The following is a 16,245-nucleotide window of genomic DNA, read 5'->3' as shown; positions in this document are numbered from 1 at the left end:
AAATATGCTTTAATTATTAAAGCATATTTTTTTTGAAAATTATTCTATAACTTGTTTCACACTTCCGCATTTTAGCATTTTATTTCCAAAATAAGGATTTTGTACTTTTTCTTCTTTACTTAACCAATATCCACCTTTATAATTATCTGCCATTGGGCAAAACTGACGATACATTTTTTCATTGATACCAAAGGTTTCAACAGTATTTATTAAAACTAATGACAAATTTTTAAAATGAATTCTTTGCTCTTTTATAGTTGTTTCTTTTGATATAGCATAAACAGCATCTTTAATTTTTTTATCAAAAGACATCCATTTTAAATGTGTGTTATTGTTTTTTAATAGTTTCATATCCACATTTTTTAAATTATTTAAAATGTTTTTTGAGGCGATAATTACATTTTTTTCATCGTCATTAATTAAATGATTTTTTAGATTGATATAATCATTAACGACTATTTTTAATTGTTTTTGAAATACTTTTGAAACTTTAATACGTTCATTTTTAAGAGTGTTTTTTATTTCTTTTTCAAGATGATTTTCATGATTGTTCATCACTTCCGCTGTTCCCATATTTTTTACAGTATTTCTATTCATCATAGATTTTTTACCGTGTAATTGAGCAGAAGCATCAATAGTAAAGGTACCGTTAATTACAATTTCGTCACCATTTAAAAGTCCATCGATAACTTCATATTTATCACCCAATTGCTTTTCTATGGTTATTTCTTTCATTTCAAAAATAGGCTGGTCAGGCGTTGTTTTTAAATAAACTACCGAGCGTTTTCCTGTCCATAATATTGCTGATGCAGGAATCATTAATAATTGTTTTTTATCAGAAAAATTGTTTTCAATAGCTCCTTCAACAAACATTCCTGTTTTAAATTCTCGTTTTTTATTATCTAAAATTACTCTTAGTTTTAGGGTTCTAGTTGCTGAATTAAAAGTTGGATCAATAAAATCGACTTTCTTTTTTAATCTTTTATTTGGATACGCATTTGTAGTAACTGTAATATTCTGACCTTTTTTAAAGAAGTCAATTTGATTTTCATAAACATCAAATAACGCCCAAACAGTCGTTAAATTTGTGATTTTTAATAACGCTTGTCCTTGTTTAATGTAATCGCCTTGTGCAACTAATTTTTCTGATACCGTTCCTGAAACAGTTGCATATATTGGGAAATTTTGTTTTACTTTTCCTGATTTTTCAATTTGATTAATTTGATTTTCAGAAATTTTCCAAAGTTTTAATTTATTACGAACAGCATTATATAATGCAGGTTGTGATGTTTTTAAACTTGATGCCGTAATTAATTCTTGTTGTGCGGCAAATAATTCAGGTGAATAAATAGTTGCTAATAATTGTCCTTTTTTAACTTCTTCACCAACCGAACTAATATTTAAACGCTCTATTCTTCCAGAAAAATAACTTGCTTGTACTATTTTTTCATCTTCGCTTTCTGTTATTTTTCCAGATAATTTTAGTGTCGAATTTGTATTTATATTATCGCCAACGACCAGTGTTTGAATATTAGCCAATGCCATTGCATTTTTAGTTAGCTTAAATTCATTCGGATTAAGCCCTTCGAAAGTTGTTTCGGTAGGAATTAAATCCATTCCGCAAATTGGACAATCGCCTGCTTCGGATTGCAGTATTTTAGGATGCATTGAGCAAGTCCACATTTTATTTATTGCTTCTTTTTCTGAGTGATTATGTGATGTTTTTTCCTTTGGAGAATTACCAAATAAACTCCATCCTAACAATAAGCCAACAGCTAATATTCCTATGTAAATTATATATTTTTTCATTTTAAAAGATATTTACTAACATTATTATCATCATTTTAATCTGATAAAAAAGAGCAATACAGTACTATTATATTCAAATAAACAGTACTTGTATTGCTGATTTTTAAAATTAATTTAGTGCTTATGACCGTTTGCGCTATGAATTTTATTATCTATGTAAGTCATTCCACAAGTTGGACATTTACCTTCTTTATCACTTCCGCTGTTTTCACAATGCATAGGGCATACGTATGCTGATGTATGTTCTTTTCCTTTTTTTTCTACGGATATTTTTTCAGTAGTTTTATTTTCTTTTTTAGCGTCTTTACACGACATTGTTGTAAATGTTAATCCGATTACTAAAGCGGTTAAAATTGTTTTACTGATGATATTGTTGTTTAATAAATTCATTTTGATTGATTTTAAAGTTAGTAAATAATTTAATTTTTTAAATAATTGATGTTAGTTTTTTGTAAATAATAAGCTCTAATTGCTTCAATTTTATTGATTTGAAATTTTAATTGTAATTCTTGAATATCTAAAATATCATTAAAATTAATAGTTCCTGTTTCATAACTTTTTACCAAAATAGTTTCTGCGTTTTTAGCTTTTTTCAAATTTTTATTTTGAATATTGAAACGTATTCTTGCCGAATTACTATTTTTAATAGCTTTATCAAGCAAGGTTTCTAAAGTATTTAATCTGTTTTCTTTTTTTGAGATAATTTCTATTTGTTGTAGCTTATTTTGTTTACTTTTTGATTTGTATTTATTATTAAAAATAGGAATAGAAAGACTAATCATTGGCATCAAAATATCTTTTCCATTATCACTAAAATCCATATTTGGTCTTTCAGAAACAGCTACATAATCCAGCCCAAAACCAAACATAGGATTACTTTCTTTTTGATTTAAAAGCTCAGATTTTTCAACTGATTTATAAAGTTTATCGTATTTTAATAATTCAGGATGTAAGGTTAAATTATTGGTATTTATCAAATTATTTTCTGAAGGAATTACAAATTCAGTATCGATAGTAATTTTAATATTTTTTTCTCTGTTTAATAATTTATTAATTACGGTTTGTTCTGCTAAGTAATTTTGCTCTAAAATCTGTTTTAATTGCTGTAGTTCGTTCTGACGTATTTGTAAACGTAATACATCAACAGCGGACGCTTTACCAACTTCAATAGCTGTTAAAGCTAATTTTTCATAGGTTTTAAGTAGGATTATATTATCCTCTAAAACCTCTTTTTTATCTTTTAAAGCATATAAAAGATAATAAGATTTAGATATTGAAGCGACCAATTTTCGTTTGATAATAACAATATCTTCATAAACGGCATCTGTAATAGAATTAAGATAATTTTCTCTAGCAGTTATCGTTCCAAAAGAAGGTAGCATTTGTTTTGCAGAAATTTTAAAACGTTGAGCACCTGTTCTTATTTCGGGTTCGCTTACAAAATAACCAACACCTATTTGTGTATTAGGTAAGGTATTTGCTTCGTTTGTTTTTTCTGATGCAATTTGATGTTTTAATTTAAAAGATTGGATTTTAGGGTTTTTTGATAATCCTTCTTCGATAAGTGTTTTGAGTTGTTGTGCATTTCCTTCTGTAAAAAAGCAAAAAAATGACATCAAAAAAACTGTTTTTAAGTATGATTTAAAATATTTCATATTATTTCTTTTTAAGTTTTAATTCTTGCTTCCAACTAAATAAAACAGGTACTACAAACAAGGTGATTAAAGCAACTAACATTCCACCAAAACTAGGTATTGCCATCGGAATCATAATGTCACTTCCTCTTCCAGTAGCTGTTAATACTGGTAATAATGCTAAAATAGTTGTAGCAGTTGTCATTAAACACGGGCGGATACGTTTTTCACCAGCCTCTATAATCGAAGCTCTAATTTCTTTTTTATTGATAGGTTTATTTTTATCAAATATTTGTGTTAAATAGGTTGCCATAACAACGCCATCATCCGTAGCAATACCGAATAAAGCGATAAAACCAACCCACACAGCAACACTCAAATTGGTAGGATGCATCTGAAATAATGCTCGTAGATTTTCTCCAAAGAAATTAATATTCAAAAACCAATCTTGTCCATATAACCAAATCATAATAAAACCTCCAGCAAATGCGACAACAATTCCTGAAAAAACCATTAATGATGTTGCTACTGATCGAAATTGAAAATATAGAATCAAAAAAATGATACCTAATGCCAAAGGAACTACTACGGATAATGTTTTTTCTGCTCTTATTTGATTTTCATAAGTACCCGTAAATTGATAATTAATTCCTTTAGGAACGATTAATTCACCTGAATCTATTTTTGATTGAATTAAAGTTTGAGCATTTTCAACAACACTAACTTCAGCATATTCATTTAGTTTATCAAAAAGTACATAACCGATTAAAAAAGTATCTTCACTTTTAATAACCTGAGCACCTTGTTCGTATTTAATAGTTGCTAATTCGCTCAAAGGAATTGCGCTACCTTTTGCAACAGGAATATAAATGTTTTTTAAATCGGTAGGAGTAGACCTTAATTCTCTAGGATAGCGAACACGCACGCCATATCGCTCACGACCTTCTACTGTTTGTGTTATTTCCATACCACCAACAGCAACTTTTAATACATCTTGAACATCTTGAATTGTTATTCCGTAACGTGCAATTTTTTCTCTATTAATGTCGATAAGTAAATAAGGTTTTCCAACAATTCTATCAGCAAATACAGCTTCGGTTTTAACACCTTCTACTTGTTTTAAAACCGATTCTAATTGTACACCAAAATCTTCAATTTGTTTTAAATTTTGTCCTTTTACTTTTATTCCCATTGGTGCACGCATTCCTGTTTGTAACATCACCAAACGTGTTTCAATAGGTTGTAATTTAGGAGCAGAAGTAACGCCAGGTAATTTTGTTACTCGTACAATTTCGTCCCAAATACCATTTGCTGATTTTATCTTTGGACGCCAATTTCTGTAAAAATCACCATTATCATCTTCAATAAGATTTTTGACTGTAATTTCAGGCATTGAAATATTATTTTCTGTATTATTTGGATTTTCAATAGTTGCTCCTGATTTTAAAACAAATAATCCATTATTAGTTGTTTTATAACGTTGTCGTTTTCCATTTTTATTCAGCATGTATTCTGGTTTATACTGAATTAAATTTTCATACATAGAAAGCGGAGCAGGATCTAAAGATGAGCCTACACGACCTGCTTTACCAACTACAGTTTTAATTTCAGAAATACTGGCTACAGCCATATCTAACAACTGTAAAGTGCGTTTATTTTCTTCAAGACCTGCATGTGGCATCGATGTTGGCATCAGTAAAAAAGAACCTTCATTTAAGGAAGGCATAAATTCTTTTCCAGTATTTTTTAGGATAAAAAAACCACAAATTACAATAGTCGTAGGGATAGAAAGAAACAGTATTTTATTGTTTAAAGCCCAATTTAAAATACGAGTATAATATGTTCTGAATAAGGTGAAAACACCTAAAAGTCCGAAACAAATGATAGCTACAAAAATTAAATTCCAAAAGATATTTTTATCAACACCTAATGGTCGCCAATATTCTGCTAAAAGAAACACAATTGCCAGCGCAGAAATACCGATATTAATATAATTTACCTGTTTCTTATTAATTTTTTGTTTCGATTTTAAAATAGCAGATATTCCAAAAGCAATCAAAATAATAGCAATCCAATAGCCATAAATTACGGCTGTTATTCCAATCAAAATTAAAAGGCTACTGATAACAATTCCTGATACTTTTTTGATGCTTCTTTTTTTGAATAAAAATGCAGCAAAAGGAGGAATCAAAAATAAGGCAACAATAATAGAGCTGTTAAAGCAAAGGTTTTAGTAAATGCTAAAGGTCTGAATAGTTTTCCTTCAGCTCCAATCATAGTAAATACAGGAATAAAACTTATAATTGTTGTTAAAACTGCTATTATAATAGCTCCTGAAACTTCAGTTGTAGCGGTATAAACTACTTCATTTATAGGAGATTTATCATTGTTTTCGTCTAAATGCCGAATGATGTTTTCTGAAAGAATTACACCAACATCTACCATTGTTCCGATGGCAATTGCAATTCCTGAAAGTGCCACAATATTGGCATCAACATTAAAAATTTTCATGGCGATAAAAACCATTAAAACAGCAACAGGAAGTAAACTTGAAATAAGAATAGAAGCTCGAAGATTAAAAGTCATAATAATGATGACCAAAATAGTAATCAATATTTCAAGCGTAAGAGCTTCGTTTAGTGTACCTAATGTTTCTGTAATAAGTTCTGATCTATCATAAAAAGGAACAATAGTAAGTTGAGAAGTTGTTCCATCTTTTAAAACCTTTGAAGGCAAACCTGCACTTAATTCTTTTATTTTTGATTTTACATTATTGATAACTTCCAATGGATTTGCTCCATACCTTGCAACGACTACGCCACCAACAACTTCAGCACCTTCTTTATCTAAAATACCACGTCTTGCTTTTGGTGCAAGTGTTACTTTTGCGATGTCTTTTATTTTGATAGCCGTAAAATCTTCCGAAGTAACGACTGCATTTTCGATATCTGAAATAGATTTTATATAACCTAAACCACGTACTAAATATTCAACTTTGTTAATCTCTAGAGTTTGCGCACCAATATCTTTATTACTTTGTTTTACTGCTTTAACAACTTCGTTTAATCCAATTTTATATTGACGCATTAATTCAGGGTTTACATCTATTTGATATTCCTGAACATACCCACCAATTGAAGCTACTTCTGATACTCCGCTAGCCGATGAAAGCGCATATTTTACATAGTAATCTTGCACACTTCTTATTTCGTGTAAATCCCAGCCACCAGTCACATCACTTTGTTGATTCCTTCCTTCAATAGTGTACCAGAATATTTGCCCGAGTCCTGTTGCATCAGGACCTAAAGATGGATTTACCTCATTAGGAAGTAAATTATTAGGTAACGAATTTAACTTTTCGAGTATTCGACTTCTGCTCCAGTAAAAATCTACATCTTCTTCAAAAATGATATAAATACTAGAAAAACCAAACATAGAAGAACTACGAATTGTTTTTACTCCAGAAATACCAAGTAAAGATGTTGTTAAAGGATACGTAATTTGGTCTTCAATATCTTGAGGTGAACGACCATCCCATTTTGTAAATATAATTTGTTGATTTTCGCCAATATCAGGAATTGCATCTACGGCAACAGGGTTGCTTGGTAAAAAGCCAGTATTCCAATTAAAAGGGGCGTGTACGATTCCCCAGCCAATAAAAATTAAGAGTATTAAAACGGCTACGAGTTTATTTTCTATTAGAAATTTGATGCTTTTATTTAGCATTGTTTTATTTTTTTAAACAGTTAGACATTGGTATTACGAGAATACCGAATACAAGAAAATATCCTGATGGAAAAAATCCATAGGATAAACAGTCTATTGTTTAAAAATTAAATTAAATAAGTTTCGTCAATCTTGTAGAGTTGCTTTATGACGAGTAGCGGTTTATATGCCTTATAAAAAGGTACGTTATTATTTACAGTTTTAAAAAGAAGACTATAACTGTAAACAAATGATGATATAAATACTTGTTGTTCAAAAGAAATTGAATCAACTGTAATTTGTAATTCATTTTGTGCATCAACAGCAATCTGTGTATCGTTACAACAATTTTTCTTTGTTATAGTACATCCTTTAGTTGCTGGTTTTTGCATTTTCATTCCACATGATTTTACTTTGTGAAATACTGCTGTATCTATTAAAGTATCGCCACAAAAGTGCATATCAATAGTAAACGACATAGTAGCGAACAACACTACTAAAGCCATTAATACAGACATTATTTTATGAGATACTTTTTTCATACAGATTACAAATTTACTAAAATTTTAGCAAACGAAATATTAATAAAATCTTAAAATATTTATTTTTTAGTATTTAGAGCCTGTTTAAATTTCATTTAAAAAAGTTCTCGATATAATTTTTTTGAAGGAAAAAAATCACTCGAACTGACAGTTTTAGTGGATAAAATTTAAACAGGCTATTGTTTTACATAAATAATTTGAGTTTAATTAAAAAATCAAATAATTCCTATAATTTTTACTGATGCTTTCTCTGAATATTAAACTCTTACTGCATCAGGAACTAAACCTGTATAATCACCATCATTTCGAATTACATCACGAACAATAGATGATGAAATATAACTTTTTCCAGAGGATGTTAGTAAAAATACAGTTTCTATTTCTGAAAGTTTTCTATTGGTATGTGCAATAGCTTTTTCAAATTCAAAATCGGCTGGATTTCGTAAACCTCTTAAAATAAATTCAGCATTTTCTTCTTGACAAAATTTCACAGTTAATCCACTATATATAACGACTTTTATTTTAGGTTGATGTTTAAACGTTTCTTCAATAAAACGCTTACGTTCTTCTAATGAAAACATATATTTTTTATCAGCATTAACACCAATTGCGATAACTAATTCATCAAATAAAGTAACGCCACGATCAATAATATCTACATGCCCTAAGGTGATAGGATCAAAAGATCCTGGGAAAATTGCTTTTTTCATAATATTAATTATTTAATGCTGTTTCAATGGCGTTTCCAAATAATTTAGATAAACTAATACCTGCACAACTTGCTTGTTGTGGTAAAATACTTTCTTCAGTTAATCCTGGAACGGTGTTCATTTCTAAAAAATGAGGCTCGTCGTTTACAAAAATATATTCTGAACGAGAAAAACCACGCATATTTAAAATTTGATATATTCGTTTAGCTATTTCTGTAACCTTTTTTTCTTGTGATTCAGAAAGACGAGCAGGTGTAATTTCTTGTGATTTTCCTTCGTATTTAGCTTCATAATCAAAAAAATCATTTTCTGAAACAATTTCTGTAATTGGTAAAACTTTTATTTCTCCTTTATATTGAATTACTCCAACAGAAACTTCTGTTCCATCTAAAAAACTTTCAATTAATATTTCAGAATCCTCTTTATATGCAACATCTAAAGCAGGAATTAATGCTTCTTTAGTGTGTACTTTTGAAATTCCGAAGCTAGAACCCGCATTATTTGGCTTTACAAAACATGGTAAGCCAACTTTGTCAATAATTTTATCAACATTAGTAGTATCGCCTTTGTTTAAATATACTGAAGTTGCCGCAGCAATTCCATATTGTTTTACAACACTTAAAGTATCACGTTTATTAAATGTTAATGCCATTTGATAAAAAGGAGCTGAGGTATGTTTTAATCCTATTAAATCGAAATAAGCTAAAATAGTTCCGTTTTCACCTGGTGCGCCATGAATTGCATTAAAAATACAATCGAACATTATTTTTTTTCCATTTACATCCGCAGAAAAATCATGTTTATTTATAAGGTGTTCTTCATTTTTTTCATCAACTAAAACCCATTTATTTTTTAAGATATGAATTTTATATGGAGTATATTTTTCTTTGTCAAGATGCGTGTAAACTACTGTTCCGCTTTTTAAGGATATTGCTACTTCAGAAGAATATCCACCCATAATAATAGCTATATTTTTTTTCACTTTACTGCTTTTGAGTTGTTTTATATTGTAATTTTTTTGTCTAAGTTTATACAAACTTAGCAAAAAAACTCGTTTAAGAGTTGATGAATTAAAAATACTAATATTTTTACTGTAAATTTGCACTATCGAATAAAAAAATAATATGAGTAATTTTTCTGATAAACTAAAAAATTTATTTCAATTTATAAAAAGTAAAACATTTTTTATACAAATAGGAATAGCGATAGTTTCGTTGTTTGTTATCGTTTTTGTATTGCAGTGGTGGTTAGGTGTTACAACCAATCATGATCAAAAAATACAAGTACCGAATTTGCATAAAATGTCATTAGCTGAAGTTGAAAAAAAATTAGACGAACTTAATTTGGATTTTATCATTATTGATAGCGCTAGTTATAATCCTGAGTATCCGAAGAGGTCAGTTATAGAGCAAAATCCGGCAGTAAACGATTTTGTAAAAGAAAAACGTAAAATTTATTTGACTTTAAATCCGTCTAGATATAGAGATATTGAAGTGCCAAATTTAAATGGTCGTACTAAAAGACAAGCAACTACACACTTAAAGTCGCAAGGGTTTATTGTAAGTAAAGAAATAACACTGGTAAATGATATTGGAAAAGATGTTGTTAGAGGGTTAAAATATAACGGTGAGAAAATTACACCAGGAACAAAATTGCCAAAAAAAACAACTATTAGCCTGATTTTAGGTGATGGTAATGGTAACTAATTTATATAATTGATTAATGCAGGAAGACACGAATTTAGAAATAGAAAATAACGAATTGCACGAACATCATAGGTTTGTAGCAACAGAAGGTCAAGAACCATTAAGAGTTGATAGATTTTTAATGAATTTCATTGAAAACTCAACAAGAAGTAAAATTCAACAAGCAGCAAAAGCAGGAAACGTTTTGGTAAATGATTTGGCTGTAAAACCGAATCATAAAGTTAAACCAAGAGATGTTGTTCGTGTTGTTTTAGCGTATCCTCCAGCGGAGAATTTATTAGTTGCAGAAGATTTACCAATTGATATTGTTTATGAAGATGATGACGTAATTGTAGTTAATAAAGCTGCAGGAATGGTTGTGCATCCTGGTCATGGGAATTATTCAGGAACTTTAGTAAATGGATTAATTCATCATGTTGAAAACTTACCAACAAACTCAAACGAGCGCCCTGGTTTAGTGCATCGTATTGATAAAGATACTAGTGGTTTATTAGTTGTTGCAAAAAATGAATTTGCAATGACTCATTTATCAAAACAGTTTTTTGATAGAACTACCGAACGTTTATATTATGCCATCGTTTGGGGTGATGTAAAAGAAGATACAGGAACTATTGAAGGAAATATCGGACGTAGTTTTAAAAATCGTTTACAGATGGATGTTTTTCCAGAAGGTGATCAGGGAAAACACGCCGTAACACATTATAAAGTTTTAGAGCGTTTAACCTATGTTACATTAGTACAATGTAAATTAGAAACAGGAAGAACTCATCAAATTAGAGCACACTTTAAACATATTGGTCATACATTATTTAATGATGAGCGTTATGGAGGTGATGATATTTTAAAAGGAACAACTTTTACAAAGTATAAACAATTTGTGAAAAACTGTTTTAAAACCTTACCAAGACAAGCGTTACATGCTAAAACATTAGGTTTTACACATCCTATAACAAATGAATTTATGCAGTTTAATACAGAAATACCTTCGGATATCGAAGCGTGTTTAGTAAAATGGCGTACTTATTCAGAAAACTCTAAGTTAGTAGATTTAGAGGAAGAGGATGAAGAATAATTTTTTAGGTACTAACGCTTGAAAAGTATAGTATAGAAAAAAACCAGCTTTTATAAAAGCTGGTTTTTTTTATTTAAAGTTATATTACTTAGTTTAATCTCATTTTAACTAATGTCATAATACGATCAAATTGATCATCTAATCCCATATTAGAGTTATCAAATTCTATGGCGTCTTCAGTCATAATTAATGGAGAATCTTTTCGTGTAGCATCAATATGATCTCTTTCTTCTACATTTTGAAGTATTTCCTCAAAAGTAACATTATCACCACGGTCTAATAATTCCTTGTAACGACGAGTAGCACGTTTATCTGCTGCTGCAGTCATAAATAATTTTAGCTCAGCATCAGGAAAAACAACCGAACCAATATCTCTACCATCCATAACAATACCTTTATTTTTTCCCATTTCTTTTTGTTCGCTTACTAATTTTTTACGAACCTCTGAAATAGTTGCAATTTTACTTACTAATCTAGAAACTTCAATAGTTCTAATTTCAGATTCAACATTTATGTTGTTTAAATGTATTTCGGTGCAATCAGATTTTTCATTAAAAATAAAAGCAAGTGATATTTTTGGTAAATCTGTAATTAAATTTTCAGTATTAAAATGAGTATCTGAAATATGATTTTGTTGTATAGCATATAGAGTTACAGCTCTATACATTGCGCCAGTATCAACATAAATATATGTTAGTTTTTTTGCTAATTGTTTTGCAATAGTACTTTTTCCTGTAGATGAAAAGCCATCAATGGCTATTGTGATTTTCTGTTTCATAAAGTAGTAATAATTAGTTCTACGAATATACAATAGATTTTGATATTTTCTTAATGGTTCACTACAATAATATAGCTATTTTTATTTAAAGAATTAAGTAGTATTAATGTTCTTAATTAGTTCATGCCTATGATATTATTTATTTTTATCAATGTTATTTGTATGTTAAATATTGATTTAGTATATTGCTATGTTTGTTATATAAATAGTATATATTTGTTCTTCTTTAGGTACGGGATTTTAAAATGAAAACAATAAATAAAAGCATAAAAATACTTTTAGGGATGTTCTTGTTTTTTGTGACAACTATAGTGTTGTCTCAAGAGATATTACAGCCCGTGTTAGAAGTGCCTATTGCTTGTGGTGATAGTCCAACTAAATCTTTTAAAGTTTCTTTTGCTACAACAGGAGTATTTCCTTCGGATAATGAATTTACAATAGAATTATCTGATGGTAATGGTATTTGGGATGCACCAATTAATTTAGGTACAATAACAACTGCTAATTCTTTATTAAATTTTGATAGCACTTTTATATTGCCGGATGATACTTTTGGGTCAAATTATAAAATAAGATTAGTAGCTAGTTCTCCTGTAAAAACTAGTCTAGATTCTGAACCTTTTAAAGCATATAAAATGTTTACTGGGTTTTTAGTTCTTAATGATTTTAAACACGTTTTTTTATGTGATGGAGATTCTGCCGATTTAACCTTAAATACAACTGAAAAAGGAGAGTATGAATGGTATAGAAATGGTGTCCTATTTACAACAACAATAGATCCTGTTTTAAGCGTGTCGAAAGGAGGTACCTATCAAGTTAAAATTGATTATAGTGGGTGTAGTTTTGTGAATTCAACAACAGTAGATGTTAATATTTTAAGCGAAGAAGATAAGCAAATAAAAGGAGCTTCTGTCATTCAAATATGTGGAGAAGAATTACATACTTTTGAAGCTAATGTTGTTAACACTTCTTATACTTATAATTGGTATCTTAATACTGTGTTAGTACACTCTTCAAATACATCAACATACACAACCCCATCAACAGGGCAATTAGGAAGCTATTATTTAGAAATTGATACAGGTACTTGTTTAACAAACTCAAACGAGGTGGAATTAACACAAGAAAGTACACCAACTCTTACTATAACAGATGAAACACCTTTGTTCTATCCTTTGCTACCTGGTGAAGCTGTCGATTTATCTGTTACTGTGACAGGTTCTACTACTTACACTGTTCAATGGTACAAGGATGGGAATAAACTCTTTGGTATTAATGAAACTACATTAAATGTAAATCAATCAGGTGATTACGTTATAGATATTATAGAGTCTGCTGTTGATGGATGTGCTGTAATACAGCCTTCAAAAACAATGAGTTTATTAGCTATTAAGTCATTCGAACCAATTATTGTTACTAGTGATACTTATGAATCATGTAATGCTACAAGTGTTGATTTAAGAGTGCAAAAGGTTAATGTTATTACTGAAGATGATAATGTATATGTTTTAACAACAGAGCAGTTAAACATGTTATCTTATCAATGGACTTTTAATGATGTACCTATTTCTGATGCTACAAATAATGAGTTAACTCTTAGTTCGTATACAGAAAATGGTTTTTATAAGATGGAAATTAGTATAGGAGCTTTTAAAGATGTATATTCCAATGAATTAGATATTAAGTTGACTGAGGAAGAACCTTTAATAACCTCACTTCCTTCATCAAATTCACTGTGTCCAGGAGGTAGTATTATTTATACAATAAGTGATTTAGTAGCTGGTTATACATATGAATGGTTTAAGGATGCGGATACCGTACCTGTAGCCACTAATGTTACTGATTTTGAAGTTTTAGAAGTTGGTACTTATCTTTTAAAGATGACTGGTTTTGGTTGTGAAAAAATAATTGAAACTATAGATGTGGTTTTATTTGATGCATCAGCTATAGTAGTAACTCCTTCAGAAAAAGTGGTGCTAGTTGAAGGAGAAATAGAAACGATAACAGCATCAGGAGCTGAATCATATTTGTGGTATGAAGGTGAAAGTGCTAGTGGAATGCCATTAGCAACAAGTGAAACCTTAGATGTGAGTGAAATAGGTTTTTATACGGTCGTAGCTACTGTAGGCTCTTGTGGTGTAGAAAAAGTTATTGAAGTAATAGAGCAAGACGATCAAGTTGTTGTGCCAAATGTTGTAACTCCTAATGGAGATGCGATTAATGATACTTGGAAGATTTCAAATAAATATGCGTTTCAACCAACAGTGGTTATAGAATTATATAATTCTAACGGAAAAGAAATATTAAAAACAAGTAATTATCAAAATGATTGGCCACTTGAAAGTTTAGGAAGTCAAAGAGTATTTTATTATAAAATAATAAAAGAAGAAGTTTTGATTAAAGCAGGAACAATATCTGTGTTAGATTAAAGATTAAAGATGATTAAAAGAATTACATATATCATATTTTTATTAGTTACAGTGTTGTCTTTAGAAGCACAAGTATCTAGTGATGCACAACAATATAATAGTTTTACTTCTCGAAACTTCAGTGAAGTTTAATCGTTTTTTAACGATACCGACTTTTTCTGCTTTGAGAGAAAATAAAACAGCAATAACAGCTATTGTTCGTAATAGTAATGTTGATTTTGAAGATAATCCAAGATTACATGTAGCAACATACTCAGGGAAAATGCGTGAAAGTGTTGGTGCAGGTTTTGCTCTTTATCAACAAGAGGTTGGAGTTTTTAAAGATTTTGGTGCTATTGCTAATTATGCTCAGCGATTACAGTTAAATCAAAATATGGATTTAACTTTTGGATTTAATTTCTTATACAGTAGAAGAAGCGCTAATGGATTAAAAGAAAACACTCTTATTCCAGACCCGCAGGTTGCAAATTTTCAAGATATACCTATTGTAATGTTACAACCGGCAGTTACTTTGTCATTTGGTAAGTTTGATGTTGGAGTGTTTTTTGAGAATCTAGTAGATTTTAATTTAAAAAGTAGCGAAATGGCTACTTCTTTTGGTGATAAAACTTTTTCAGCTCATGCGATGTATTCTCATGAGTTTACCTATGCTTCAGGTATTTTTGAAGCCGCTGATTTAAGAACATTAGTTATTGGTCGAAAAGCTGGTGAAGAAGGTTTTGGAGGGGCAGGTAGTGTTATATTAGATTTACCTAAAGCTGGTTGGGTAAAAGCTGGTTATGATAATGTATACGGGATTTCAGCAGGTTTAGGTGTGAATATTTCTGATAAACTAGCTATTGGATTTAGTTATGAGAAAAGTAAATTTTCAGCAACAAATGAAGTTGGTTTGATTTATATCATTGATAAAAAATCTTATAAAAGAGAAAGACCAAAAAGAAGAACAGGTAAAGTAAAAATTACACTTCCAAAAAGAGCTACTAAAAAGAAACCAGTATATAAAGATGAAGAACATAATGATTTATCTGATGAAGTGCAAAGAGCTCAAGATTCAATAGATATATTAAATAAAAAAGTAGACAATATATTACGTTTGTTAAATAACAAACCTGTATTAAAAATAAGAAAGACAACACCTGTAAAAGTATTTACACCTATAGAAATTAAAGGTGATGAAAAAGATACTTCTTTAAAAGGAGGTCAACAGCTCCTTGGCGTGAAAGCACAATTGAAAAACCTAGTGGTGGCGGTGGTGGTACTATGTATTATGTGGTTTCAGATAGATATACCAATAAAGAAAATGTAGAGGTATTGATAGATAAATGGAAAAAATTAGATATAAAAGCTAAATATATTTATGATCCTACCGATAAATGGTATTATGTGTATATTGATAGATATGCCAAAGAATCAGATGCTGAAGATAAAGTAGATGATTTTAATGATAAAACACGTTTATTTGAAAATGATGATAAAAATGATCAATCATCAATAGATATTAAAAAAGGAGGTAAAGATCCTGTTTATGTTGTTAAATTAACAATAGGAAAACCAGGTGAATCTTATAAAGAACCTAAAAGACAGCCCGTAGCAAGAGTAAGAACCATGTCTAATATGCAAGGTGTTGAGCCAGGGTATTATTTACAAGTTTATGTAAATTCTAAAAAATCATTAGCAGATAGAAATGTTGATGAATTAAGAAATGATGATATTGAAGCAGGATATTTTATAAATCCTAATACAGGTTATATGCATGTGTATATAGCCAAAACTAACAACCGAGAAGAGGTTATTAGTTTATATAATAGTAATTTAAAAGGTGCGTTTTACGATCGTAAAACAATAGTCCATATAAAATAA

At 29.6% G+C, this 16,245-nt stretch carries 13 protein-coding genes and 1 pseudogene; 6 read left to right on the top strand and 8 right to left on the bottom strand.

The features are described from left to right. Positions 1–39: 39 nt before the first annotated feature. The 7 genes and pseudogenes from PG913_RS06770 to PG913_RS06740 form a co-directional block, all read right to left on the bottom strand. Complete coding sequence (locus PG913_RS06770; RefSeq protein ID WP_271230061.1) at positions 40–1,809, bottom strand: efflux RND transporter periplasmic adaptor subunit; 1,770 nt, start codon at positions 1,807–1,809, stop codon at positions 40–42. Between the two features lie 114 nt (positions 1,810–1,923). Beyond that, positions 1,924–2,199 (bottom strand): heavy metal-binding domain-containing protein, encoded by a 276-nt coding sequence (locus tag PG913_RS06765; RefSeq protein ID WP_271230060.1) that lies wholly within the window; start codon positions 2,197–2,199, stop codon positions 1,924–1,926. Between the two features lie 29 nt (positions 2,200–2,228). Continuing rightward, positions 2,229–3,425 (bottom strand): TolC family protein, encoded by a 1,197-nt coding sequence (locus tag PG913_RS06760; RefSeq protein WP_271230059.1) that lies wholly within the window; start codon positions 3,423–3,425, stop codon positions 2,229–2,231. Positions 3,426–3,465: 40 nt separating this feature from the next. Continuing rightward, a pseudogene (locus tag PG913_RS06755) lies at positions 3,466–7,169 on the bottom strand (efflux RND transporter permease subunit). A gap of 107 nt (positions 7,170–7,276) precedes the next feature. Beyond that, positions 7,277–7,690 (bottom strand): HYC_CC_PP family protein, encoded by a 414-nt coding sequence (locus PG913_RS06750; protein WP_271230058.1) that lies wholly within the window; start codon positions 7,688–7,690, stop codon positions 7,277–7,279. 257 nt (positions 7,691–7,947) lie between these two features. Continuing rightward, the gene (gene coaD / locus PG913_RS06745; protein ID WP_271230057.1) at positions 7,948–8,400 is read right to left on the bottom strand and encodes a pantetheine-phosphate adenylyltransferase; all 453 of its coding nucleotides are present in this window, start codon (positions 8,398–8,400) and stop codon (positions 7,948–7,950) included. Between the two features lie 4 nt (positions 8,401–8,404). Further along, positions 8,405–9,382: a D-alanine--D-alanine ligase gene (locus PG913_RS06740; RefSeq protein WP_271230056.1), complete on the bottom strand. Its 978-nt coding sequence runs from the start codon at positions 9,380–9,382 to the stop codon at positions 8,405–8,407. 142 nt (positions 9,383–9,524) lie between these two features. Between PG913_RS06740 and PG913_RS06735 the strand changes: the two genes are divergently transcribed. Both PG913_RS06735 and PG913_RS06730 read left to right on the top strand, forming a co-directional pair. After that, a complete protein-coding gene (locus tag PG913_RS06735; RefSeq protein WP_271230055.1) occupies positions 9,525–10,106 on the top strand; it encodes a PASTA domain-containing protein in 582 nt (193 codons plus the stop codon). Positions 10,107–10,122: 16 nt separating this feature from the next. Next, positions 10,123–11,178 carry an RluA family pseudouridine synthase gene (locus tag PG913_RS06730; RefSeq protein WP_271230054.1) on the top strand — a complete coding sequence of 352 codons (1,056 nt, stop codon included), beginning with the start codon at positions 10,123–10,125 and terminating at the stop codon, positions 11,176–11,178. Positions 11,179–11,266: 88 nt separating this feature from the next. Here the strand turns inward: PG913_RS06730 and cmk are convergent, their stop codons facing one another. Then, a complete protein-coding gene (cmk, locus tag PG913_RS06725; RefSeq protein ID WP_271230053.1) occupies positions 11,267–11,956 on the bottom strand; it encodes a (d)CMP kinase in 690 nt (229 codons plus the stop codon). Between the two features lie 245 nt (positions 11,957–12,201). Between cmk and PG913_RS06720 the strand changes: the two genes are divergently transcribed. From PG913_RS06720 to PG913_RS06705, 4 genes are read left to right on the top strand one after another with little or no spacing between them, the layout of a single operon-like run. Further along, positions 12,202–14,385: a T9SS type B sorting domain-containing protein gene (locus PG913_RS06720; protein ID WP_271230052.1), complete on the top strand. Its 2,184-nt coding sequence runs from the start codon at positions 12,202–12,204 to the stop codon at positions 14,383–14,385. Between the two features lie 9 nt (positions 14,386–14,394). After that, entirely contained in the window at positions 14,395–14,517 is a 123-nt protein-coding gene (locus PG913_RS06715) for a hypothetical protein (protein WP_271230051.1), read from the top strand. A 31-nt stretch (positions 14,518–14,548) separates the two neighbouring features. Then, positions 14,549–15,691 carry a PorP/SprF family type IX secretion system membrane protein gene (locus PG913_RS06710; RefSeq protein WP_271230050.1) on the top strand — a complete coding sequence of 381 codons (1,143 nt, stop codon included), beginning with the start codon at positions 14,549–14,551 and terminating at the stop codon, positions 15,689–15,691. Beyond that, positions 15,655–16,245, top strand: coding sequence for a hypothetical protein (locus PG913_RS06705; RefSeq protein ID WP_271230049.1), 591 nt, complete (start codon positions 15,655–15,657; stop codon positions 16,243–16,245). The genes PG913_RS06710 and PG913_RS06705 overlap by 37 nt, the downstream gene beginning before the upstream one ends.

This window comes from Tenacibaculum pacificus (assembly GCF_027941775.1).
Classification (GTDB): Bacteria; Bacteroidota; Bacteroidia; order Flavobacteriales; family Flavobacteriaceae; genus Polaribacter; species Polaribacter pacificus_A.
Note: the sequence above shows the minus strand (reverse complement) of the source record. Positions and strands in the feature narration are given on the sequence as shown.

Excerpts from the sequence above, each read along its gene's own strand:
- PG913_RS06770 (WP_271230061.1), bottom strand. The coding sequence starts at position 1,809 with ATGAAAAAATATATAATTTACATAGGAATATTAGCTGTTGGCTTATTG.
- PG913_RS06765 (WP_271230060.1), bottom strand. The coding sequence starts at position 2,199 with ATGAATTTATTAAACAACAATATCATCAGTAAAACAATTTTAACCGCT.
- PG913_RS06760 (WP_271230059.1), bottom strand. The coding sequence starts at position 3,425 with ATGTCATTTTTTTGCTTTTTTACAGAAGGAAATGCACAACAACTCAAA.
- PG913_RS06750 (WP_271230058.1), bottom strand. The coding sequence starts at position 7,690 with ATGAAAAAAGTATCTCATAAAATAATGTCTGTATTAATGGCTTTAGTA.
- coaD (WP_271230057.1), bottom strand. The coding sequence starts at position 8,400 with ATGAAAAAAGCAATTTTCCCAGGATCTTTTGATCCTATCACCTTAGGG.
- PG913_RS06735 (WP_271230055.1), top strand. The coding sequence starts at position 9,525 with ATGAGTAATTTTTCTGATAAACTAAAAAATTTATTTCAATTTATAAAA.
- PG913_RS06730 (WP_271230054.1), top strand. The coding sequence starts at position 10,123 with ATGCAGGAAGACACGAATTTAGAAATAGAAAATAACGAATTGCACGAA.
- cmk (WP_271230053.1), bottom strand. The coding sequence starts at position 11,956 with ATGAAACAGAAAATCACAATAGCCATTGATGGCTTTTCATCTACAGGA.
- PG913_RS06720 (WP_271230052.1), top strand. The coding sequence starts at position 12,202 with ATGAAAACAATAAATAAAAGCATAAAAATACTTTTAGGGATGTTCTTG.
- PG913_RS06715 (WP_271230051.1), top strand. The coding sequence starts at position 14,395 with ATGATTAAAAGAATTACATATATCATATTTTTATTAGTTACAGTGTTG.